Here is a 23,398-nt window from a genome sequence, read left to right on the forward strand (position 1 = left end):
TCTGGGTGTGTTAGGGCAGCCTAATACACCCAATGTTTATCTTCCAATTCACTGATACAATCGACCGCGCCAACTTTGGGGACGGGTAAAAGCAGAGATAAAAATGCGGATAACTGCCAGCGGATCCGCTAGGGGAGATAGCCAAAATAATCCCGAAGATAGATTGACTTTTTCGCCCCGATAGTAGCTAGGAGAGACAGCCAATAAAAGGGCAAAACGAATCAATAACAGCAGCAGGTTTAAAGTCAAAACAATTTGTAAACTCAGGAAATTATAGCCAAAAATCAAAGCTGTGAGCAGTAAAGGGGTGATAATTATCGGTAATCCCTGAGTAAGAGCTAATAAAGCTAAATCGCCCCATAATTGCCCCTGATAGGAGGCATCTTTGAGGTCAAGAGATCTGCCCCATTCGCGCCAAGTTTCCTTAAGTCCTTCGTACATCCGCACGCGAATCAACTTCGCCCCATCGAGAAATCCCACCCGATAGCCTTTCGTTGCCGCTAGACGGGCCAGGGTGACATCATCGCAAAAAGAACCTTTTGCCCCGCTATAACCGTCTAAAGCCGCTAAAACTGACCGTCGGCAGAGAAAACATTGACCATTGGCCATCACTCGTTCCGGATCTTGCCCGCGCACTCCGGCCGCATCAAAGCGATAGAGCAAAGTCATCAATAAAGCCGGCTGTAACCACCATTCTCCCGGATAGGAGAGGATAAATTGCGGCGACAGGGAAACTAAATCGTAACCTTCTGCGATCGCAGCTTTGACCAAACTAGCGACTAAATTTGCTTGGGGTTGCGTATCGGCATCAATGCCCAAAATCCAGTCACTTTTAGGAGAACTAAACAAAAAACCATTGTGTAACGCCCAGGGACGACCTACCCAATCGGGAGGCAAAGGATAATCGGTTTTCAAGCGAAAGCGGGGGTCTTTTGCCCCTATCTCCTTGACTTTTTCCCGCGTACCATCTTGGGAATTGCTATCGACAATCAGAATTTCTCGCACTTCGTAACTCTGTTGACTCAATCCCCGTAAACAACCGTCAATCCTGGCCACTTCGTTTAACGTCGGCACAATCACGCTTACCGTCCCTAACATCTCCGGGGTGGGAGGTTGGGGAGTCAGGGGAGGACGACGACGCGCCCCTTTTAGCAGACGGGAAAGAAGGATAAAAAAGGCAACAGCCTGAGACAGCAGTAGCCCCAGGCAGAATGCACCGAGAATTATCTCAGTTAACAACTTATTTAGCTCCTCTCACCGAAACAACGGGGATTTTTAGGGTTGTTACTTGGCTGGTTGCCACTGTTTGCCCGGAAGCAACAGCCTTGGCGCGATTATAGAGGAGTGTTAAAGGCAGAATACCGGTGAGTAATCCTAGTAAAATCGGCGGATAAATACCGGCACCCATACTCATGACCGTAGCAAAGCCAAAATTACCCAAATACATCACAAAAGGCAGGGTTAAATCTTGACTTGGCAGTTTCACCGGTTGCACTTGCCAAATTAAAGTGGCTACCGTCATAAAAACACAGCCCGTACCGAACCAACCGGCAAAATTTTCATAGGGCATCCCAAAGAAGGCCCCCGGTTGTTCCCAAATCCAGAAGGGTATGGTAGTTTGACTCATGGCCGGATCTAGGACAAAATCCCAGGAAGTTAATAATACCGCCCCGATAGCGATCGCTCCTAGATTTTGTAGCCACTGGGGTATAGCAAGAGTGGATAAACCAACACGAGCGATGATATAGGCACTAAAACCGAGATAAAACCAAGATAGGGGGATAGTAAAGGGTACTAAACCCGCAATTTTGTAACCTAAGCCTGAAAGATAACGATAATGACCGAAAGGAAAGCCGGTACTGGTTCCTAATAGTTCGCTACAAAGGGATAAACTGATAGCAGGAACCATGAATCCTAACCAGTGCCACACTCCTAGAGTCCGATAGGCATAAACAGCCACGGCTGCCATTCCTAACACCATATACACCACACCCCCCCCAGCCATTGACCAAGCAAAGAAGGTTTTGCCAAAATCTGGTAAATTGGCCACAAATTCGGGATGGGGCAGAACTAGCAACAATCCGGCCAGTCCAAAAGCCATCGATACAATATGACCGATGAGCAGAGCTTTTTCGATCGCAATTAGTCGTCTCATTAAATCTCTAGCGCTGCGAAGGGATAATCATTTTCAAGTTTACAAATCTTTATTAAAGAATTATTACGCAGATCGGTCACTTTCGGCAAAAAAGTTTTAGGGGGGTTAGGGAGTTCCCTGTAGTGGCTGTTTAGGAGTTAGTAGGTAGCAGTCATTGGTCATAATAATCAATTAAATTGTCTATTTAGAGATTTTATGCTAATTTATACTTAGTTTTTTCATTTTTTTCAACCCCCAAAAATTAACTAGCCGAGGGGTAAGGACTAAAAATGTCTGAAAATATATCTTAACAATCATGCTTTTAGGGCAAAAAAAGGGCATTCTAAGGTTAAGTTCTCTCGATCAGCCACGGATTGCAGCGGTTCTTAGAAAACTCTCTCCACCAGACTCACTATAATTAACACAGTAGCCTAGCTATGTCGGCAGATTCTAGACATCGGCGCCTACTTGCCAATCGATACCAACTGGTGCAGTTGATCGGTAGCGGTGCCATGGGACAAGTATATCGAGCAGAAGATAAACTCTTAGGTGGCGTGACCGTCGCCGTAAAATTCCTCTCGCAAACTCTCCTTAACCAAAGAATGCGCGATCGCTTCGAGCGAGAGGCGACTATTTCGGCACTTTTAGGCGAAAAAAGTATTCATATTGTTAAAGTTCGTGATTATGGTGTAGATGAAAAGGAAATCCCTTTCTACGTCATGGAATTTTTGCAAGGGGAAAGCATGAGTGAAATCATCAAATATCACCCGCTGCCTCTCTCGCGCTTCCTCAATCTCACCCGCCAGATTTGTTTTGGTCTGGGATGCGCCCACAAGGGTATTATTTTTCAAGGCGAGATTTGTCCGATTATTCACCGGGACATCAAACCAAGCAATATTATCGTGATTCAGGACTCAGGATTAGGGGAATTGGTGAAAATTCTCGATTTTGGCATCGCTAAACTCATCCAATCGGGAGAATCCCAAACCCAATCGTTTATGGGAACCTTGGCCTATTGTTCCCCAGAACAGATGGAAGGCAAAGAACTCGATCATCGTTCTGATATCTACAGTTTCGGGATTGTGATGTACGAGATGATCACGGGAGAAACGCCCCTTTTTCCCGATAATCTCTCCTTTGGCGGTTGGTATGAGGTTCACCACTACGCTGAACCCCGTCCCTTTAATCCTAGCTTGCAATTACCGCCAGAATTAGAACAGTTAATCCTACGCTGTTTAGCCAAATCCCCCAGCGATCGCCCACAAAGTGTTACAGATATACTACAAGTTCTCGAACGAGTCGAACCCCTAGTCAAAAATGCTCAACCCAACAAATTGAATCGTATCGATGAAATAGTCAAAAAAATCGACGATTACAGTACCAAAATCAAAACCCTTGATGATTTAGATCGAACCAGTGTTGCTGCTACTAATGCCAAGGATGTCTGTCTCAAGTCCAGTTGGCCCAAGGACAAACCCCGCCAAAAAATTGTCTTCCCACGCTGTCTCGAGGCTGATGACGGTGTTTTTGCCAGTTTATGGGTAATGTTGGATCGAGAAGATATCCCCGTCCGGGTTGCTAGTGTCCGTTATAATCAATTCCTCTTTTTACCCGCACCGCACCCGATGATTCTCTGGATTACTGTCCTCTATCATCGTCAACAGGGGCCGCGCTGGTTACCCTGTTATTTGGACTTAAAAACTCCCCAGGGTCAAAAAATGACCAAAACCCTCGGCGAAATTGGTCAATACTGGATTTTATTTTTCTCCCTCGAAGGCGGCAATATCTGTGAAAATGTGATCACAGCTAATATTCCCGCCCATCAATGCCAAATTTTGCAGCAATGGCTGACCGATAGTCAATCAGTCCAGGGTGGCAACCCGCAAATTAGCAAGCGGATGTTAAAACAGAAACTCGATCAAATTAAACCCCAGATTCTAGCCAAATTAGCCGCCGCATTACCCCCGCAGCCCTAAAAAATTAGGGAGGTATTAACTAACCCCCCTTTTTATCTATACTATTCACCCAGATTACAGAGGTCGATAGACACGATAATCAATATTGGGGAAAATATTATCGATTTCCTCGACTTTTTCCAGCCAACCAGAGTCAATCTTCTCGGATTTCACATCTTCATAGATTTTATTTAACCGCAGTAGGTGAGACCGAGTGCGCCGGACAGCATAGGGAACCATGGTACCGGTTCGCATAATAAAAGCCCAGTCAGAAGATTGTGCTAATAATAACTCCCGGGCCGCCTGATTTAAAGCCCGTTCCTGTAATTCATCCTCCGCTTCATGATGACTTAATTCAATCATCCGTTCTGTGCCCTTGTGCAGGTGAGGATAGATCCAAGCGTTAGTTTCATTCAGCCAGTATTCATGGAAACCCTTATAACCCCAACTGGATTGGGAAGGACGACAGACCTGCTGGGTCGGGTTAGTCCGGAGATAATCGGCTAAATGGGTCATTTGGTAGATATTTTGGTCATACCAGGACTTACGGAACAGAAAATCAATAAACCAGGGTCCCTCATACCACCAGTGACCAAATAACTCGGCATCGTAGGGAGAAACAACCAGGGGAGGACGGCCCATAATTCCGGCTAAACTCTCCACTTGCCGCTCGCGATTATACATAAAATTGCCCGCGTGTTCGGCGGCTTTTTCTTTGGCCCAGTAGGGGTCATAAAGCCCTTTTTCCGATAAACCACCGTCCCGGCTAGTAATTTTGTGGTATTTGATGCCTATATTCTTGCGTTGACCGTTGGGCATGATATAGGGCTTAATATATTCGTATTCCGCTTCCCAGCCCAAATCTTTATAGAATTCCCGATAGACTATATCCCCCGGATAACCAACTTGGGAAGACCACACCTGTTGGGAAGATTCGTGGTCACGACCGAAAGCGGCCACCCCAGTTTCCGTGAAAATGGGCGCATAACTGCCGTAACGCGGGCGAGGACGACCGTAGAGAATACCGTGGCCATCGACGAGGAAGTAACGAATGCCCGCATCGGCTAACATTCTTTCTACCCCTTCGTAGTAGGCACATTCCGGCAACCAAATACCCTTGGGACGACGACCGAAATTTTCCTCGTAGTGTTGACAGGCCACCTCAATTTGCGCCCAGACCGCTTGCGGGTACATTTTCATCAGGGGCATATAACCATGAGTCGCACCACAGGTGATAATTTCTAGGTTATTACTGTCGAGGAATTGTTTAAAAGCTTTGACCAGATCTCGATCGTATTTTTCCCAAGTTTGTCGGATACTTTGGAAAGATTCAGCGTAATATTCGGCTAAGTAGCGAATATGGCCATTATGTTGATTATGGTCGATTTCTTTAGCAATTAATTCTTCTAACTTACCTAAGTGTTCTTCATAACGCTCTTGCAGTAACGGATCCCGCAGCATCGACACCAACGGCGGAGTCATGCTCATGGTCATTTTAAAATCGATACCGTCCCGCTTGAGACCTTCAAAAACTTGCAGGAGAGGGATGTAGGTTTCTGTGATTGCTTCGTATAACCATTCTTCTTCGAGGACGTAATCGCTTTCGGGATGGCGGACGAAAGGGAGATGTGCGTGGAGAACTAGGGCAACATAGCCAAAAGCCATAGGATTTCTTCTTAGAATTAAGGAATAAAACTTTAAGATTAGGTTGAGTAGATTTTATACTATCTTAAGCTTCTACAATAAAGAATATGATAAAAGTCGATCGATCATCGATCGATCTCGTCAATCCCTAGGTTTACTAATTTTCCGATGCTCCCATCTAACGAGCCACTGACTGCTTTAGGGAGAGAGACGACAACGCCTCTCTCGATTCAACTTTTGCTATTTGTTGATGACCGTCCCAGTTCTCAAGAAATTATCCGTCAAATTCAGTCCTATCTCCAGTCTTTAAAGTCTGATTACCCGATTGACCTACAAATCATCGAAATTCGCCAGCAACCTCATTTAGTCGAACATTTTCGCCTTGTAGCTACCCCAGCCCTCGTCAAAATTGCCCCTGGCCACCGTCATACCCTCGCGGGCAGCAATCTGGTGGAACAGTTTAAAAAATGGTTGGTACGCTGGCAAAAAGCGATTAAAGAGGATATCAAAAATGATCACGCTGAGGATGCACAACTTCAAGAGGTGGAACATTCGGGCGAACTCATCCGCATCGCCGATGAGGTTTTTCGTCTTAAACAGGAAAAGGAAGAATTATTAGAACAATTAAAATTTAAAGACCAAATTTTGGCTATGTTAGCCCACGATTTACGCAGTCCTCTCACCGCTGCTTCCATCGCCGTGGAAACCCTAGAATTAGCCTATCATCAACCAGATACGGAGCGCAGTCTGCAATTACGAGAACAACTGCACCAACAGGCCCGCAAACAGTTCCGGATTATGAACCGTTTGATCACGGATATTCTACAAGCTTCTAAGAGCATGGCGGCGCAATTCACTCTCCAACAGAGTAAATTTTATCTGCAAGCTCTTTGTCACGAAATTTTGTCTCAATTTACCGATATTTTTCAGGAAAAGACTTTAATTCTCCAGAGCGATATCCCCCAAGATTTGCCCCCCGTCTATGCTGACGAGGAGTTAATCCGACAGGTGATTATTAATCTCCTGGAGAATGGGATCAAATATACCCCCCCCGGCGGCGAAATTACCCTTTCTGTCCTCCATCGTACTACTCAAAAAGTACAGGTGAGCATCAGCGATACTGGCCCCGGCATTCCCGAAGAAAAACAAGAGCATATTTTTGAGGGTCATGTGCGTCTCAAACGGGATGAGGGTAAGGAAGGTTATGGCATCGGTTTATCGGTCTGTCGCAAGATTATTCGCGCCCACTACGGTCAAATTTGGGTGGATAGTGTCCCCGACCACGGCAGTAGTTTTCACTTCACTCTGCCAGTTTATCGCTAAAATGCTCCGCTAACCAAGCATCAATGTCCCCTAAAACTAAGTCGGGGATTTCCCAGGAGAACAGATGGGCCGTGTCTGGGTAACATTTTCACTGAGACAGTTTCAGTTTTTCCGCCATTTCTTGGCTAGAAGGCACTGGTAATATGGCGATCATTTGCCCCACCAGAACTATGCAGAGAATTGTGATTTTGTCAAGAGATTTTAAACAATTGTAACCTTTTTTTCAAGCCCGATCAAGCGTGATCGGCAGCTGGAGATAGGCAGCAACAGCATCTTGAGCGAGATCTTCATAGGCGATCGCTTGATGTTGTGAAAAAAAATACCTCAATAAAATTGATCGCCACACAGAGTGGGCGATCAAATAAATGATCACAAACAACTAACAACCAATCCCTAACGCGATCTGCAACTCAAAACGACAGAATCAGGGTTCCAGAGGATACTTTATCTCTGCTGATTTCTGAAAGCCTTGTAAATCAAGACTAAAAATATAGTTGCACAAGGGGTTTCCTTGTTTGTCGGAATAGGAACACTGTTGCCTTACTAGATTAAACTAGATTTTCTAGATAATCATAAAGTTAAAAGAGCGGAGATGTCAAAAAAATAATTTGACAGATCGGCAGCATTTGCTGTACGATTGATGATCGTGACCTTAATTGGAGAGATGGCCGAGCGGTTGAAGGCGCAGCACTGGAAATGCTGTTTAGGGGTAACTTTAACGAGGGTTCGAATCCCTCTCTCTCCGTTACCAAAGCACCTCCTATCTAGGAGGTGCTTTTTATAGCAGAGTATAGGAGTCGGGATTATGACTTCAGGAGATTACTCTTATTGATTATCTTCTCCCCTACTCCCCACTTCATAATTGATAATTATCGATTATCTTCTCTCCCGGCTCCCCATCTCCTCATCACCCCACTCTCCTATACTTTTTAAACAGGATTAGTCTAATTCCTCGTCGGTAAACCATCTTTACATTTAGCTAACCACTCCAATAAACTATCTAACTGCTGTTGCGGTTTTAGCGTTCCTAAACCCCTAACTGTCACCTGTTTGGGACTATAAACAAAGCGTGATTGTATATGTTGCGGTAGGTGTTCTTGTAATAATTTCCATGCTGGTTCTTCCATAGGAGTTTCTAGGATAATATGCTGTTTTCCGTCGGGTTTAATTCGCGAAAAACCGAGGGATTTAGCCAGATGTTTTAACTCGATTACCTTAAATAATTGTGCCACCGGTGAAGGAATTGCCCCGTATCTATCCACTAAATCGGCGGCAATTTGTCCTAAAGTTTTCTGAGAATTGGCAGTAGCGATCGCGCGATAGACATCCATTTTCTGCTCCGGATCGGATATATAATCATTAGGAATAAATGCCGTCAATTTCAGATCGATTTGGGTATCCTCCACTTGAGGAATTTCTTGACCTTGAATTTCCCGCAAAGCTTCCTGTAACATTTCCATATATAGATCAAAACCGATCGCTTCCATTTGTCCCGATTGTTCCGCACCCAATAAGTTACCCGCACCACGAATTTCCAGGTCCCTAGTCGCTAATTGATACCCCGATCCTAACTGGGTAAATTCTTGAATTGCCTTTAATCTTTCCCGAGCGGTTTCTGTTAGTTCTCCCTTAGTTGGATAAAGTAACCAAGCGTGTGCTTGTACTCCCGATCGCCCCACCCGTCCTCGCAGTTGATAGAGTTGCGCTAAACCGAATTTTTGGGCATCTTCAATGATAATCGTGTTAACTCTGGGAATATCTAACCCCGACTCCACAATAGTCGTACAGACTAAGATATCCGCTTCCCCATTATTAAAAGCTAACATGGTGGTCTCTAATTCGGACTCATCCATACGACCATGGCCGATGGCAATTCTAGCACCAGGAATCATCCCTTGAATTGCTGCCGCTTTTTCTTCAATTCCCTCGATTCTGGGTACTACATAAAAAACCTGTCCCCCCCGATCCAATTCATTGCGAATTGCCGTTCTAATCACATCAGAATTATAACTAGAAAGGTGGGTTTGGATGGGACGACGAGAGGGGGGAGGTGTGGTAATTAAACTCATTTCTCGCACCCCAGAAAGGGACATATAAAGAGTACGGGGAATCGGTGTTGCACTTAAAGTTAACACATCAATATTACTTTTAAAAGCCTTAATTTTTTCCTTTTGATTGACTCCAAAACGCTGTTCTTCATCAATTACCAATAACCCTAAATCTTTAAACTCCACCACTTTACTCAATAACAACTGAGTACCCACCACTATATCCAATTCCCCCGTTTTCAAGCGCTGGACGATATCTTTTTTCTCGGAATTGGTGCGAAAACGATTTAATAAACCCACATTAATGGGATAGGGGGCAAAACGCTCCTTTAGGGTGTGATAATGTTGTTGGGTTAAAATCGTTGTTGGTGCTAATAAAGCCACCTGTTTATGACCCGTGGTGACAGCTTTAAAAATAGCACGAATGGCCACTTCTGTCTTGCCAAAACCCACATCCCCACAGACTAAGCGATCCATCGGGCGATCGCTTTCTAAATCCCGTTTCACATCCTGTATCGCTTTCAGTTGATCAGCAGTGGGTTGGTAGGGAAAAGAATCCTCTAACTCCCGCTGCCAGGGATTATCCATAGGATAGGCAAAACCCGATTTTTTGGCACGTTGGGCGTAAATATTGATTAAATCAACCGCTAACTTCTTAACCGACTTCCTAACGCGGGCTTTCGTCGCTTCCCACGCTTTGCCAGAGATTTTATGTAATTCTGGCTCTTGACTACCTGTATGACGATAACGGGAGAGATTATCAAGAGAATCGGCAGGAACCCGCAATAATCCATCGGCATACTTAATAACTAGATAATCTCGACCTTGCACTACTCCGCCAATTGTGCTTTCCTGCTTTTCTAGTTTGATAAACTGTCCGATGCCATGGTGTTTATGTACTACAAAATCGAGGGGACGGAGTTTATTCACATCCACCTGTACCGAGGCTGCTTGCCGACGTTTGCGGACGTAACCGGCAGTATTTAAAAGATGTTGTCCGAAGAACTCTCGATCAGTAACGACGACTATGCGATAGGTGGGGAGGATAAAACCTTCTAATTCAGCTAATCCTGCGTATTTTAGGGCTGTAGCGGTGTTTTGAATGATTAAGCGATCAATCGCCCCAAAATCGAGGGGATTGGGGATAAATTGGGCTGGGCAGTCGTGTTCCTGTAATAACGAGACTGTGCGGGAGGGTTGGGCTGATATTAACCATATAGCGTACTTATTTAGTTTAATACCGCTATAAACCTCTCTTTTTCCCCGTAAAATTTCCGCTAGTTTGGCGAATTGCCCCGGATTGGTGGGAATCGGACGACTGGAGAGATTAAGGCTATTTTCGGACAGGTGATCGTCTATTTCCGAGAGGTAGAGATGGGGAAATTTGGCCGATATTTGCAGAGATTCGCCAAAAGAACGGTGAATTTTCGGCAAAGGTGGTTCTATCTCTTGCCAGCGTTCCCCAATATATTCTATCCAGCGATCGCTTCTAGCTTGACAGCTTTCCAGTTCATCAAAGGCAATCAGAGTATTTTCGGGGAGATAATCCAATAAAGAGGCAGGTTGAGGGAATGCCAAGCCTAAAAATCGCTCAATTCCCTCTGGATAAATTTCATTAGCCAATTTTTCTCGATCTTCAGCCCCCAGATAATCAGCAACTGTCGGGGGGAGAGAAGGGGCAATGATCGCCGCAAAGCTAGTGGGAGTAAGAAGCAGATTGGGGATAGAATCCAGCGATCTTTGGGTGGCAGGGTCAAATTCTCGCAATTTTTCCAATTCGTCGCCGAAAAATTCTAACCTGACCGGTAATTCGGCCGAAACTGGGAAAATATCAACGATATCGCCGCGACGACTCCATTGTCCTTCGGTTTCTACCAATGAAACCCGTTCATATCCTAATCTAGCTAGGGTTAGATCGAGGTTTTTGGCTTCTATAACCCTTCCTACCTCAAAATTATCGCTATACTGCTCGAAAACCTCTCTAGGGGGTAAATGGGGCTGCAGGGCCTTTTCGGTGGTAACGATCGCAATTCCGGCATCTTGATGACTGATTAGGGTTTGCCCTGAGCTACGTCGAAGGGTCGATAATACCTGCATCTGTCCCCAAATCATCTCGGATTCCCGATTAAATGTCTCGTAGGGGCAAGCTTCCGAGGTGGGATAAAAGAAAACACCTTTCCACGTCATTGCTTCTAATTGTGCCGCCCAACGTGCCGCTTCTTCTAGATTGGCACAGATAATTACAAGATTTTTTCCTTGACAACGGGCGAAAGCTGTGCTTATTAATCCTTTCGGTAAGCGGGCAAGGCCAGTTAGGGTTAAATTGCCATTTTTCTCCAGTTTTTGGATAAGTTCGGCAGTTAAGGCCGATTTTTCAATGTTGCGAATAACGGAGGCAAAAGTCATTTTTTAGTGATCGGCACTCGGTTTTTAGTTAAGCTCTACTGAATTTAAACTGCCTCTTGGGAGTTTTAGTACAAATGCTCAGGATCCCTCTCCCCGCTCCCAACTTCGGTGCAGTCTTAGCAAGTATCAGTTATCAGTTGTGGGTTCTCAGTTCACCCACTACTTTTTGGGGTTAATTTTTTTGGGCTTTATTTGAATTCACCAGAGATGGGTCGCAGGCGCACGGATTTTCCATTATCTATATAATATCATGTCAAGCGTTGGTTGGCAAGAGAAAAAATTGGCTTTCTTTTTATTTCTTTGTGTTCTTTGTGTCTTTGTGGTTCGTTCCTTCAGAAAATAAAATTTTTGGTTGATAAGAGCGTTCGAGCTTTGTGTTCTTTGTGTCTTTGTGGTTCTTCCCACTCCCTTGCCAGCATCACTGTATCTTAGAATACATTTTATCCAGCAAACCCAAGAGAGCCAAAAATTGATCTGGTGATACCTTAGTCACGATCGCTCCAGAACAATCAGTACATATATACTGACTAATATTTTCAGAATGATAACGATTCTCACCGACTGTGATAAAATGAGAACTATAATCAGACTCAGTTAACTCCGATGGGTAAAAAATTCCAGTTAACAGCGATCGCTTTAACAATGACTATAGCCAGCTTAACAGCTTGTAGCGGTCCCTCGGTCAAGGAAGAGGAAGCAAAGACACCCTTACAGGTGACAGTGAGTATCGTACCGCAGGAATATTTCGTCAAACGCATCGGCGGTGATAGAGTCAGTGTTAATGCCATGATTCAACCCGGGACAGATCCCCACACCTATGAACCAAAACCCGAACAATTAAAAACCACAGCCCGATCGCAAGCCTACTTTAAAATCGGTGTATCCTTAGAAGATGCTTGGAAAGATCGCTTAAACAGTGTTAACCAACAGATGTTAATCGTCGATACCAGTCAGGGAGTAGATAAAATCCCTTTAACAGCAGAACATAATCACGATCATGATCATGATCACAGCAAGGAAGAAAAACATCAAGCCGGAAAAAACACCCTAGATCCCCATATTTGGTTATCCCCAAAACGAGTCAAAGCACAAGCAGATACTATTTATCAAACCCTAGCACAACTAGATCCCAGTCAGGAAGCTATCTATCGGGCTAACTTGGAAAAATTCAGTCAGGAATTAGAGGCATTAGATCAAGAAATTCGGCAAAACTTGGCAGGGATTAAAAACAAAAAATTTATGGTATTTCATCCTGAATGGGGCTATTTTGCCCAAGATTACGGTTTAGAGATGATTGCGATCGAGATCGACGGCAATGAACCCAGTGCTGCCCAGTTGAGTCAACTAATCAAACAGGCAAAAAAAGAGAATATAAAAGTTATTTTTACTCAACCAGAATTTAGCCAAAAAAGTGCCGAAACTATTGCTAGGGAAATTGGGGGACAGGTAATCCCTATCAGTGCCTTCGCTGAAAATTGGAGTGAAAACCTGCGACAAGTTTCCCAAAAAATGGCCACAGTTTTAAATCAGTAATTGCTTGTATATGTAGCTAGACACAATTAATTGCACATATGTAACTACCTCTTGCCTATTGCCTATTGCATGAGTGCCTATCCCAACCAAGAAGTTAATTTTGCCCTATTGTATATGTCAACGATCATTACCATTAGTAATCTCTGGGCCGGCTACGAACAGGAACCCATCCTCGAAGATATTAATTTAACCATTCAAGAACTGGATTTTCTGGGAATTATCGGACCGAATGGAGGGGGAAAAACTACCCTGCTTAAGGTTTTACTGGGATTAATTAAACCTTGGCGCGGAGAAGTCAGTATCTTGGGGCAAAGTGTCGAAAAAGGTCGGGAATTAGTCGGTTATGTGCCGCAGTTTGTCGAATGCGATCGCTCATTTCCCATTACTGTGGGTGAGGTGGTAAAAATGGGGAGATTGAGCAGCAAAAAACTCTGGCAAGGCTATAGTAAAAAAGATGAGGTAAGGGTAGATAAAGCTTTAGATAGTGTGGGAATGTTAGCGTTGAAAAAAAGATCGATTGCTGAACTTTCGGGAGGACAGCGCCAACGGATTTATATCGCTCGCGCTTTAGCGGTAGAACCCCGTCTCTTGATTTTAGATGAACCCACTGCCAGTGTCGATCCCCAAATGCGTGCTAGTATTTTTTCCCTGTTGCAAGAATTGAATGAGTGGATGACCATTTTAATTATTTCCCATGATCTGGGAACCCTATCTACCTATGTTAAATCGATCGGTTGTCTCAATCGTCGTCTCTATTATCACGGCCAAAAATCTCTCACTGCTGCTATGCTAGAACAAGTGTATTGTTAAAAGTTTTCTCCCTTTCTACTGTCAAAAGCCTTGACAAATACCCGCACTTGACATAGACTTATATATATAACGGGAATCCGTGCCTGCCTGCGAACCCACTTTTTTCAGGTCAGATAATGGGATTAAACTGACCAGCAGCAGATAGGTCAGATGGTCTGACTTGGAATAACATAAGGTTTGGCGATCTAGTCAGGCAAGAAAAACTCTTAAACGATTGTTCTCACCCGCTACTCTAGTCAGATAATTCTTACTAACTACATGGTCGCCCTCTGTTATCAAACACGGATAAACTGACCATCCATCACCCACAGAAAAATAGCAGCCCCATTATGTTCTTGCTTCTTCAAGCTTTAAATGGATAGCATCATCCGAAATGATCAAGGAGTACAAAGAGGTTTTAAATCGTCCTAAGTTGCAATTGTCCCAAATCACCAAGCGAGAGAGAATGATTAGAACTAATTGATTTGGCCGTTATTCCCATAGATGTCAACCTAACGATTGACTTTCCTAGAGATAGAAAAGACGCTAAGTTTTTAGCTTGTCCCATATCCGCTGGTGCTGATTATTTGATGACAGGTGATCAGGATTTTCAGGATGTACCTGACTTAGGTGTTACTAAAGTCGTCAATGTATCTCAGTTTTTAGAAATATTTACCAATTAACTCTAAGTCAAATTAAGTATAGAGGACAATTTTAAAATGAGTATTGAAAACAAGGACAGCAAAAAACTTGAACAACAAAAACTAGAACAGCTAGAGATGGGGGTCAACCCATCCCCAAACTAGACAATTATGCTATTCTTTTTTATACATCACCTCCACCACAGTATGAACGTTACCCCTCGGATGAAAATCCCCCTTAACTTTCATCTGCAAGGGTTCGCAAGCCGTCACCAAATCATCTAAAATTTGGTTAATTGCTTCTTCGTGGGAAATATAACGATCGCGATAACTATTAATATAAAGTTTAATCGCCTTTAATTCCATCACCTTTTGATCGGGAACGTAGCTAAGATAAATAGTGGCAAAATCGGGATAACCGGAAAAGGGACACTTACAGGTATATTCCGGCAGAGTGATATGAATATCGTAATTTCTGCCGGGGCGTGGATTGGGGAAAGTAATTAACGTTCCTTCAGCAATTTCTCTTTCCCCGTACTTAACTTCAATTGTTTCGGAAGACTGAACCATGTTTTTTCCTAACTAGACAATGTTTCCTATCATAGCTGGAATATTATCTCGAGAGACGTTACCGAATGAAGATATGAATAGTAACTCCCGTATCCTCTTGACAAATTAGCTTAGTCCTAGGTTGAAAGAATGCCGAGAAGACAATTCAGACTAAAAATCAGCCAGACCCAACTTTTCAGGTAAAAAATGATCTATGATTAACCCTAAAGATACTCTAAAACTGGTTTCATGCTCTCCGAGATTAAAAACATAGCCGAGAGTCTCGCACCCCGATTAGTGGAGATTCGCCGCCACATTCACGCGAATCCAGAGTTAAGCGGGCAAGAATATCAAACTGCCGCCTATATTGCCGGGGTTTTGTCTTCCTGTGGTCTATCGGTGCAGGAAGCGGTGGGAAAAACGGGAGTTAAGGGAGAATTGGTGGGAAAAGGCAGTGATCGAAGGATTTTAGCTATCCGGGCCGATATGGATGCCCTACCAATCCAAGAAAGAACCGATTTAGACTTTGCTTCCCGCAAACCGGGGATTATGCACGCCTGCGGTCACGATGTTCATGCTACCGTCGGTTTAGGGGTGGCAATGGTGCTTTCCCGTCTCTCGGAACCTTTGGGGGGAAAAATACGCTTTCTCTTTCAACCAGCAGAGGAAATCGCCCAGGGGGCCAGTTGGATGATCCGGGAGGGGGTGATGCGGGATGTCAGCGCTGTTTTGGGGCTGCACGTTTTCCCCTCGATTCCGGCCCGATCAATCGGGGTTCGTTACGGGGCCCTAACTGCGGCTGCCGACGATCTGGAGATTTTTATTCAAGGGGAATCGGGCCACGGGGCCCGGCCCCACGAGGCGATCGATGCTATCTGGATCGCCTCGCAAGTAATTACCACCTTGCAACAGGCAATTAGTCGGACTCAAAACCCCTTGCGTCCGATTGTCCTCACCATCGGCCAGATTAGCGGTGGTCGCGCCCCCAACGTCATCGCCGATCAGGTACGCATGGCAGGAACAGTGCGATCGCTGCACCCAGAAACCCACGCCCATCTCCCGGAATGGATCGAGAGTTTGGTCACGAATGTCTGTAGCACATATAACGCTAAATGTCAAGTAAAATATCGTCGGGGCGTGCCATCGGTGCAAAATGACCAATTTTTAACCCGTTTGGTGGAAGAAGCAGGTTTAGAAGCTTGGGGACGAGATCGGGTTTTAATTCTCTCGGAACCCTCCATGGGGGCCGAGGATTTTTCCCTTTATTTGCAACAGGCCCCCGGTACAATGTTCCGTCTGGGAGTGGGTTCTCCTCATCTCCTCAATCCCCCCCTTCACCATCCAGAATTTTTAGTGGATGAGTCGGCAATTCTGACGGGAGTGATTACTTTAGCCTACGCGGCCTATAAATATTGGCAAAGGGAAGATTAAACCGGTTTTTCAAGATAATTTTATGGAAATTTGGCAAGATTTAGCTATTATAGCTTGGACAGAATTGCTGCTGGATAGTTATGAAGGGTTAATCGGGCGATCGCTTTTACCCCGGATCGGTACTGGCAAAGAACAGAGTAAAATGCTCTTTTATGCTCCTTTTGTCCTAGTTTCCCACGGTACGCAAACTAATCCGATCTTCAATTATGGTAATCGCGGCGCCCTCGATCTCTGGGGTTTAACTTGGCCAGAATTATTAACAACTCCTTCGCGAGCAACGGTACAGGGAGAGGAACCCGCCCAAGAACGCCAAAAAATGCTAGATTTAGTCAAAAAACAAGGCTATATCAACGATTATCACGGGGTAAGGATCACGAAAAACGGTCAACTATTTCGTATTGAAAAAGCGATCGTTTGGAATATCATCGATCGTGATGGCATTTACTGCGGACAGGCTGCCACTTTTGCCGATTGGATTTTTCTCTGATTTATCACCCCAATATGACCAACTCAGACCGAATTATTGTTCCTCTCGATGTGCCGGATTTAGAATCAGCGATCGCACTCCTTGATCTGTTGCCAGAAGTCAATTTTTGGAAAGTGGGACTAGAATTATTTGTCAGTAGCGGTGCAGAAATTCTAGGGATTCTACAAGAAAGACAAAAAAAGAGCTTTCTCGACCTCAAATTTCATGATATTCCCAATACGGTCGCCGGGGCCTGTCGTTCCGCCAGTCGCTATCAAGTGGATTTACTCACCCTGCACGCAACGGCCGGACGGCAAGCACTGACGGCAGCTAAGGCGGCAATCTCTGACCTGCTATCACCGCCAAAACTTCTCGCTATCACCGTTTTAACCAGCCTTAACGCCAGGGAATTAGCCCTCGACCTCAAAATTTCCCTAGAACTATCGGAATATGCCTTAAATCTGGCATTATTGGCCAAGGAATCGGGAATTGATGGGGCGGTTTGTTCCCCCCAAGAAGTGGCGCAATTGCGGCGCGTCTGTGGAGAGGATTTTCTCTTAGTTTGCCCCGGAGTTCGTCCCTCCTGGTCAAGCAAAGGGGATCAAAGTCGGGTGATGACTCCGGCCCAAGCGCTTAAAGCTGGGGCTGATTATCTAGTAATTGGACGACCGATCACCGGTGCCGAGGAGCCAAAGGTAGCATGGACAAAAATTTGTCACGAATTAGCCGATATTTAGGGGTATTGCTAGTTATTTTCGGGATTAACTCGCCAGCTGTTAGTCGTCCTCTTTCTAGCTGTCCAGAGGATTTAAATCTTTTAGTTGATCGCCTCTTGTCAGATTTACCCAGTTATGCTAACCGAGTTATTACCCGTTCCCAAATCGATCAAAAATTATCTACACCGGTTTTTGTGATTATTGCCGGTCGTCCCGAATTTACACCCCTACCTTTAAGTGCTAATCAATATTCCGGTCAAATTGCCGATGACACTCAACAGGTTTTTTTTACAACTTTAGAGCGTCAGTATAGCAAAAATCGCTCTGTCACTCTCCAAAATTATCATTGGTTATTTTTAACTAAAACTGGGGAAGGATGGCGATTAGTGACGATTTACAGTCAACTAGCTGCCCTTGAACCCGCTCAAGTCCCCTTACCTCCCCTAGAAACCAGTCAAGGAACTATCGGCCAAGCGGTGCGTCTCTGGCTGCGGGACTGCGAAGCGGGTGCATTGCGCTAAATTCGCTCGGCCAAAACAAAGCGATCAAAACCTGCTAGGTCGTTAATAATCTGAATTTGTCGATAATTGCCCTGATTTTCCAGCATTTGCGCTACTTTTTCCCCTTGACCGGCCCTCATTTCCACTAGCCAAAGGCCTCCCGACCGCAGATAATCGGGAGCAGTGGCTACTAGATAGCGCAGCGCAGTCAATCCGTCTTCACCCCCATCCAGGGCCAAACGGGGTTCATGTTCCCGCACTTCAATCTGTAAGTCAAGGATTTCTGCACTGGGAATATAGGGAGGATTGGACAGCATCCCGCTAATCTGTCCCTTCCACTTCTCTAGGGGTGTCCACCAAGAACCCTGTTTTAAGATAATTCTGTCGGCAAAACCCGTCTTGATGATATTTTCTTTGGCGATCGCTAAAGCCGTTTGACTGTAATCAACAGCATATATCTCTGCTTTTGTCAAGATACTGGCTAAACCAATAGCGATCGCACCGCTACCGGTTCCCAGATCTACCCAGATTCCCCCTTCTTCTCCTCTGACGGTTTCTCCAACGATATCGATTAATAACTCGGTTTCGGGACGAGGAATTAAGACCGCCGGGGAGACTTTCAGGGTAAAATTACGCCAGACCACCGATTCGAGCAAATACTGCAAGGGAACCCTTGTTTGCAGGCGTTTTTGCCAGCGTTTAGTAATCTCCGACCAAGAATAACTCAAAGGGATTTTTTCTCGTTCCCGAAAGGATTGTAAGCGCAGGGAAAGAGTATCTAAATCTGTCACCGCTTGCAGAAAGATATCCACTTCCTTCGGAGATAGTTGCGCTTGCGCTAAATCAGCGATCGCCTGTTGGCGCCATTGACTTAATTCTTGACCGGAAATACTAGCAGTCACAAAGGCTTAACGATTGGGGGCGGGGCGATTATTGGTATTATTATTAGGGCGTGGCTGATTTGCTGGGGGTTGGTTGGGAGCATTTTGGTTGCTATTTGCCCGAATAAAATTAATCGTTTCTTGGCTAGGATAGAGGAGAATTTTAGTTAAAGCTTCATCGTTGCTTTGTTGTAGGGTGGCGATGACACTTTCTAGGGGAATAACATCAATTTTCACCGTGGCTGCTTCGGCGGGATTAGCTTTTTTATATTGTTCTACCATTTGCAAAGCGGCGGCTTTTTCAAAGAAGAAAGGAATAAAATCCTGATTGTTGCGATTGATCACCAGAAAACTACTCTCTTTTCCCGCTTTCGGCACAAATAAAGGTACACCACCTTGATATTGTTGACCTCTTTCACTGAGCAATTTTTTCGCTGATTCTACTTCCGACTCTTTGGGAACAAAATCGATAATTAAACGATTTTGATCGGTTTGATTGGCTTGCATTTTATAGACTTGTGCCAAAGAAACAGCCTGAACTTTAACTTTGCTGGCAACTTCAGGATTCTCTTTTTTCAGTCTTTCAAAAAAGTTTTGAGCGTCCTGTTGACTGATAAAAACTCCCGTGAATTTCTGTTCTTTTTCTCCCACGGCAATTAGGGGAACTCCTTGATCGTCGGCAATAGCGAAGACAGGTACAGACTGCAAGGTTCTGACGATTTGTTCTTCCGGTAAAGCGAGTGCTTTAGAATAGCTGCCCAGCAGCGAAGTCAACATTGTCGTTCCCACTAAACTAAGAGTTGCCGTCCAACGAATGAGAGATTTCATCAAAATAATTACCTCGTTATTACTATTAACCAATATTTGCCGTTAATCTGAACTATATCGTCTGCTTAACCCCTCCGATCAGGAGTTTTTCGATGAATAACCAGCCCCAAAAGTTCCCTTTATTGGCTTGCTTCTGAACCATCATAGCTAAAAAGATCCATACTTGGTCAGATATGGTGGCAGCGTCAGCCCAGAAACAGGAGCAATTTACGGGCTGATCTGGGGAATAATAGGGATTAATTAGATTTTTTAGGCTAAATTCTCGGGAAAAATCGCTTTAGCTCTGGTTTAAGCTTGCTTTTACCTCAATAAGCCCCAAATTTAGATCAAAAGGCCTCCTCTTGTCTGAATCAGTTAGTCAACAGGCTACCTTTTGATCTTGGCACTACTAATGACTTTCCGAGAGATGGTGCGGATGGGCGATCGCTAACCGCAGCCATTGATAGGAAACTAGATTTAAAATCAGTCCGATAATCAGTAAAATTGCCATGAGAGCGATTTGATACCAGGCGATCGGTCTGACCAAAAGATCGGCGATCAGATGGGCTAAATTCAAGACAGAATAGAGAATTGTTAGCCAGAAATGGGCCTTTCTTAAGGAGCGACTTTCGCTAAAATTGACCCCGATAATCGCTAACATTGGCAGTAAAAAAAAGAGCAACATTCCCCAGAAAATCGGATCGAGATTGCTGGTTTGATGACTCTCGACGATCGATTGACCATGGAATAGTGGCATTAACCCCAGTTGCGTGTGAAATAGGGTTCCCAAGAGGAATGTTGTCCAGAGAGCGGCAATTTTTTCGGGATATTTCGCAGTTTTCACGGTAATTATCCTCGGAATTAGTTAATATAAAAGTTCAGGCTAAGGGAGAAAGTATTCTTCAATTTTTCCTAGTCACGGCTCTTATTCTTTGTGTGATAAGTTTAACTTATATAGAAGCGATCAATCTTTGTGTTCTTCGTGTCTTTGTGGTTCCTTCCACTCCCTCGCCAGCAGGACTGTATGATTAGAATACATTTTACCTAGCAAACCCAAGAGAGCCTAGTCACTTATCCATACATTATAAAAAAAGTTTCTGTATTTAAAATTACTTTTTACAAAAAAACACAAAGTAGAGAAAGCCCGCTGCTATACTGGTAAATTTGGCTAATTCTCAATCTAAAAATGTTTATGACCACAAGCACTTGCGAGAGTAACTCAATCTATCCCGTGCGTTGGCAAGATAACAAAGTTTGGCTGATCGATCAAACCCGTTTACCCATGGACTATGAGGAAGTTGAGATCACCAGCAGTGAAGCCATGGCCTGGGCGATCGAAACGATGATTGTGCGCGGCGCCCCGGCGATCGGAGTAGCGGCTGCCTATGGTATGGTTTTAGGAACGCAGGAAATTACCACCGACCAGACAGAGGAATTTCTGGCTGATTTAACTAGAATAGCCGATCGATTAGCCCAAACCCGGCCGACGGCGGTGAATTTATTCTGGGCGATCGAGCGAATGTTAAAAGTGGCCAGGGAAAGTGGCCCAGAAGTGGCAATAATTACCAAAAATCTCCTTGAAACTGCCCACAATATCCAAAAAGAAGACGTGGAAACCTGTCGGGCGATCGGTCACCATGGTTTATTGGCGCTGCCGGATCACCCTGAAAAACTGACAATTTTAACCCACTGTAATACTGGTTCCCTAGCCACGGCCAGTTATGGTACTGCTTTAGGGGTAATTCGTTCCGCTTGGACGGCAGGAAGACTAATACAAGTGTATGCAGACGAAACCCGGCCACGGCTGCAAGGGGCAAAATTAACCGCCTGGGAATGTGCGCGGGAGGGAATTCCCGTAACTGTGATCACCGATAGCATGGCAGCCCACTGTATGCAGCAAAAACTGATCGATGCGGTGATTGTTGGGGCCGATCGCATTGCGGCCAATGGGGACACGGCCAACAAAATTGGCACCTATTCCCTGGCTGTGCTGGCAAAAGCTCATAATCTGCCTTTTTATGTGGCTGCCCCCCTATCGACGGTGGATTTTTCCCTTAAGGATGGTACGGGGATACCGATCGAACAGCGCGATAGTGCCGAAATTTATCAGGTGGGGACGACAACCCTTTGTCCTAGAGATGTTAATTTTTATAACCCTGCCTTCGATGTTACTCCCGCCGCTTTAATCACCGCTATCATTACCGAAAAAGGAGCGGTAACGCCGGCTGAATTAATTTTTTTACAGGAATCCTAGAAGTGAGCTTTTTCCCTACTGACACCATTTTTATTTGTTTATATCGATTGCCACAGTGGGGAAAAATTCTCTCTCGTTGATCGCACTCAAGCAGCACTGCTGGCCCGGCGATCGAGATTAGTGGACTAAAAAAACTGGCATCCTAACTATGGTAGGATGCCAGTTCGGTCAAAACTAGAAACTAGACTGGCGCTGCTACTTTTGCTTCAGCGGCCATTAGTTTTTCGTAGGTTTCACGCATTTTGAGACCGACTAACACCTGGAATAAACCCGTACCATTGGTAGAACCGGGATAATCTTTGTGTTTGAGCAGTAATTCCGTCATTTCACCGTAGTATTTAGTGCCGGTTTTGCTCAAATGGCTTTCGATGTAGATCATTTCTTCCAGGTTATCGAATTGACCATCTAGTTCCAGAATCGACACTTCATTCCCCAAGAAGCCATCCGGACCATAGTAGAGTTTAATACCAGGATAAGTGCAGGTCAATTTACGACCACAGGGCCGCCAATCGATGGTGGAACCTTCATCAAACAGATAAGCGGGTTCAAAGTTTTCCACCCCTTCTTTCTGGATTAAACGAACCCGCAGTAATTTACTTTCGTGATCTTCAAGTAATTTGGTGGGCAGCACTTGAATCACCACGTCAGCGTACTGTCTTTGGGGATCGATATAGGCACTGAAATCCGGTTTTCTAGAATTAATGGCCGCCATTACATCATCATAGGTGTGACCGCGCTCGGCCATATCCCGTTGAATTTTCCAGTTGACTTTGACTTCATCGCTAATATCGAGATAAACGCTGAAATCTAATAGGGCCCGGACTCGTTCATCATATAAGGGGTGTAGTCCCTCGATCACGATTACCTTATTCGGTTCGATGATTTCGGGAGGATCGATCATCCCCGTTTCATGATTATAAATAGGTTTATTAATGGCTTGACCTTCCTTGAGGGCTTTAATCTGCTCATACATCAGGTCAAAGTTATTCGCTTTCGGATTGAGTGCGGTGACACCCACCTCTTTTCTCTGTTTGCGATCGAGGCAATGGTAGTCATCTAAACAGATCACCGTCATAAACTCGGCCCCGAATAAATCGGTCAAACGACGTAAAAAAGTAGATTTCCCACAGCCGGAGTCCCCAGCTACACCGATTAGAACCACGCGCTCTGGCTTATTGGCCATAGTTTCCCTCTAAATACACAACTAATTGTTAACCCATAGTATGTAATTAAACCAGACTCTGGATCGAGCCGTACCCCGCCGCCAGAAATTTCTGCTGCTGACAGGTTTGGCAAGAGCCTCACGCTAGAATGAGTAAGT

General features: G+C 44.7%; 19 protein-coding genes, 1 tRNA gene and 2 pseudogenes. 11 read left to right on the forward strand and 11 right to left on the reverse strand.

Annotated features, from left to right (window positions below):
• Positions 1–48 precede the first annotated feature (48 nt).
• Positions 49–1,239: a 2'-O-glycosyltransferase CruG gene (gene cruG / locus MiAbW_RS10705; protein ID WP_151696109.1), complete on the reverse strand. Its 1,191-nt coding sequence runs from the start codon at positions 1,237–1,239 to the stop codon at positions 49–51.
• A 1-nt stretch (position 1,240) separates the two neighbouring features.
• The gene (gene cruF / locus MiAbW_RS10710; protein WP_151696110.1) at positions 1,241–2,155 is read right to left on the reverse strand and encodes a gamma-carotene 1'-hydroxylase CruF; all 915 of its coding nucleotides are present in this window, start codon (positions 2,153–2,155) and stop codon (positions 1,241–1,243) included.
• Between the two features lie 416 nt (positions 2,156–2,571).
• On the opposite strand from cruF, the gene MiAbW_RS10715 reads away from it, so the two are divergent.
• Complete coding sequence (locus MiAbW_RS10715; RefSeq protein ID WP_151696111.1) at positions 2,572–4,110, forward strand: serine/threonine protein kinase; 1,539 nt, start codon at positions 2,572–2,574, stop codon at positions 4,108–4,110.
• 54 nt (positions 4,111–4,164) lie between these two features.
• On the opposite strand, the gene MiAbW_RS10720 is transcribed toward MiAbW_RS10715, so the two are convergent.
• Entirely contained in the window at positions 4,165–5,754 is a 1,590-nt protein-coding gene (locus MiAbW_RS10720) for a glycoside hydrolase family 57 protein (protein WP_151696112.1), read from the reverse strand.
• Positions 5,755–5,901: 147 nt separating this feature from the next.
• Here MiAbW_RS10720 and MiAbW_RS10725 point away from each other — a divergent pair, with 147 nt between their 5' ends.
• Positions 5,902–7,056 carry a histidine kinase gene (locus MiAbW_RS10725; protein WP_151696113.1) on the forward strand — a complete coding sequence of 385 codons (1,155 nt, stop codon included), beginning with the start codon at positions 5,902–5,904 and terminating at the stop codon, positions 7,054–7,056.
• On the opposite strand, the pseudogene MiAbW_RS20690 reads toward MiAbW_RS10725, so the two are convergent.
• A pseudogene (locus MiAbW_RS20690) lies at positions 7,034–7,396 on the reverse strand (alpha/beta fold hydrolase); the annotation flags it as partial. The gene MiAbW_RS10725 and the pseudogene MiAbW_RS20690 overlap by 23 nt on opposite strands.
• Before the next feature lie 318 nt (positions 7,397–7,714).
• Here MiAbW_RS20690 and MiAbW_RS10735 point away from each other — a divergent pair.
• Positions 7,715–7,801, forward strand: a tRNA-Ser gene (locus tag MiAbW_RS10735).
• Positions 7,802–8,000: 199 nt separating this feature from the next.
• Here MiAbW_RS10735 and mfd read toward each other — a convergent pair.
• Complete coding sequence (gene mfd, locus MiAbW_RS10740; RefSeq protein ID WP_151696114.1) at positions 8,001–11,510, reverse strand: transcription-repair coupling factor; 3,510 nt, start codon at positions 11,508–11,510, stop codon at positions 8,001–8,003.
• Positions 11,511–12,113: 603 nt separating this feature from the next.
• On the opposite strand from mfd, the gene MiAbW_RS10745 reads away from it, so the two are divergent.
• On the forward strand, positions 12,114–13,043 hold the full coding sequence (locus MiAbW_RS10745; RefSeq protein ID WP_151696115.1) for a metal ABC transporter solute-binding protein, Zn/Mn family: 930 nt from the start codon (positions 12,114–12,116) through the stop codon (positions 13,041–13,043).
• A gap of 69 nt (positions 13,044–13,112) precedes the next feature.
• A complete protein-coding gene (locus tag MiAbW_RS10750) occupies positions 13,113–13,853 on the forward strand; it encodes a metal ABC transporter ATP-binding protein (RefSeq protein WP_373996348.1) in 741 nt (246 codons plus the stop codon).
• 192 nt (positions 13,854–14,045) lie between these two features.
• On the opposite strand, the pseudogene MiAbW_RS20065 reads toward MiAbW_RS10750, so the two are convergent.
• Positions 14,046–14,180: pseudogene (locus MiAbW_RS20065) on the reverse strand (IS1 family transposase); the annotation flags it as partial.
• A gap of 137 nt (positions 14,181–14,317) precedes the next feature.
• Between MiAbW_RS20065 and MiAbW_RS10755 the strand changes: the two are divergent.
• Positions 14,318–14,515 (forward strand): putative toxin-antitoxin system toxin component, PIN family, encoded by a 198-nt coding sequence (locus MiAbW_RS10755; RefSeq protein WP_202981350.1) that lies wholly within the window; start codon positions 14,318–14,320, stop codon positions 14,513–14,515.
• 132 nt (positions 14,516–14,647) lie between these two features.
• On the opposite strand, the gene queF is transcribed toward MiAbW_RS10755, so the two are convergent.
• On the reverse strand, positions 14,648–15,043 hold the full coding sequence (queF, locus tag MiAbW_RS10760) for a preQ(1) synthase (RefSeq protein ID WP_151696116.1): 396 nt from the start codon (positions 15,041–15,043) through the stop codon (positions 14,648–14,650).
• A 228-nt stretch (positions 15,044–15,271) separates the two neighbouring features.
• Here queF and MiAbW_RS10765 point away from each other — a divergent pair, with 228 nt between their 5' ends.
• From MiAbW_RS10765 to MiAbW_RS10780, 4 genes are read left to right on the forward strand one after another with little or no spacing between them, the layout of a single operon-like run.
• Positions 15,272–16,453: a M20 family metallopeptidase gene (locus tag MiAbW_RS10765; RefSeq protein WP_151696117.1), complete on the forward strand. Its 1,182-nt coding sequence runs from the start codon at positions 15,272–15,274 to the stop codon at positions 16,451–16,453.
• 22 nt (positions 16,454–16,475) lie between these two features.
• Positions 16,476–16,940, forward strand: a complete 465-nt coding sequence (locus MiAbW_RS10770; protein ID WP_151696118.1) for an MEKHLA domain-containing protein — start codon at positions 16,476–16,478, stop codon at positions 16,938–16,940.
• Between the two features lie 14 nt (positions 16,941–16,954).
• Complete coding sequence (pyrF, locus tag MiAbW_RS10775) at positions 16,955–17,656, forward strand: orotidine-5'-phosphate decarboxylase (protein WP_151696119.1); 702 nt, start codon at positions 16,955–16,957, stop codon at positions 17,654–17,656.
• Positions 17,620–18,156: a hypothetical protein gene (locus MiAbW_RS10780; RefSeq protein WP_151696120.1), complete on the forward strand. Its 537-nt coding sequence runs from the start codon at positions 17,620–17,622 to the stop codon at positions 18,154–18,156. Before pyrF ends, MiAbW_RS10780 begins: the two co-directional genes overlap by 37 nt.
• On the opposite strand, the gene prmC is transcribed toward MiAbW_RS10780, so the two are convergent.
• The 3 genes from prmC to MiAbW_RS10795 form a co-directional block, all read right to left on the reverse strand.
• Complete coding sequence (gene prmC / locus MiAbW_RS10785; protein WP_151696121.1) at positions 18,153–19,037, reverse strand: peptide chain release factor N(5)-glutamine methyltransferase; 885 nt, start codon at positions 19,035–19,037, stop codon at positions 18,153–18,155. The two genes, MiAbW_RS10780 and prmC, sit on opposite strands and share 4 nt — an antisense overlap.
• Positions 19,038–19,043: 6 nt before the next feature.
• Positions 19,044–19,844 (reverse strand): Tic22 family protein, encoded by an 801-nt coding sequence (locus MiAbW_RS10790; RefSeq protein ID WP_151696122.1) that lies wholly within the window; start codon positions 19,842–19,844, stop codon positions 19,044–19,046.
• Positions 19,845–20,232: 388 nt separating this feature from the next.
• Positions 20,233–20,667, reverse strand: coding sequence for a hypothetical protein (locus MiAbW_RS10795; RefSeq protein ID WP_002768052.1), 435 nt, complete (start codon positions 20,665–20,667; stop codon positions 20,233–20,235).
• 348 nt (positions 20,668–21,015) lie between these two features.
• Here MiAbW_RS10795 and mtnA point away from each other — a divergent pair, with 348 nt between their 5' ends.
• A complete protein-coding gene (gene mtnA, locus MiAbW_RS10800) occupies positions 21,016–22,077 on the forward strand; it encodes an S-methyl-5-thioribose-1-phosphate isomerase (protein WP_151696123.1) in 1,062 nt (353 codons plus the stop codon).
• Positions 22,078–22,258: 181 nt separating this feature from the next.
• On the opposite strand, the gene MiAbW_RS10805 is transcribed toward mtnA, so the two are convergent.
• Positions 22,259–23,260, reverse strand: coding sequence for a phosphoribulokinase (locus MiAbW_RS10805; RefSeq protein WP_151696124.1), 1,002 nt, complete (start codon positions 23,258–23,260; stop codon positions 22,259–22,261).
• Positions 23,261–23,398: the final 138 nt, after the last annotated feature.

Origin of the sequence: Microcystis aeruginosa NIES-4325 (assembly GCF_008974145.1) — a bacterium.
GTDB classification, from domain to species: domain Bacteria; phylum Cyanobacteriota; class Cyanobacteriia; order Cyanobacteriales; family Microcystaceae; genus Microcystis; species Microcystis aeruginosa_G.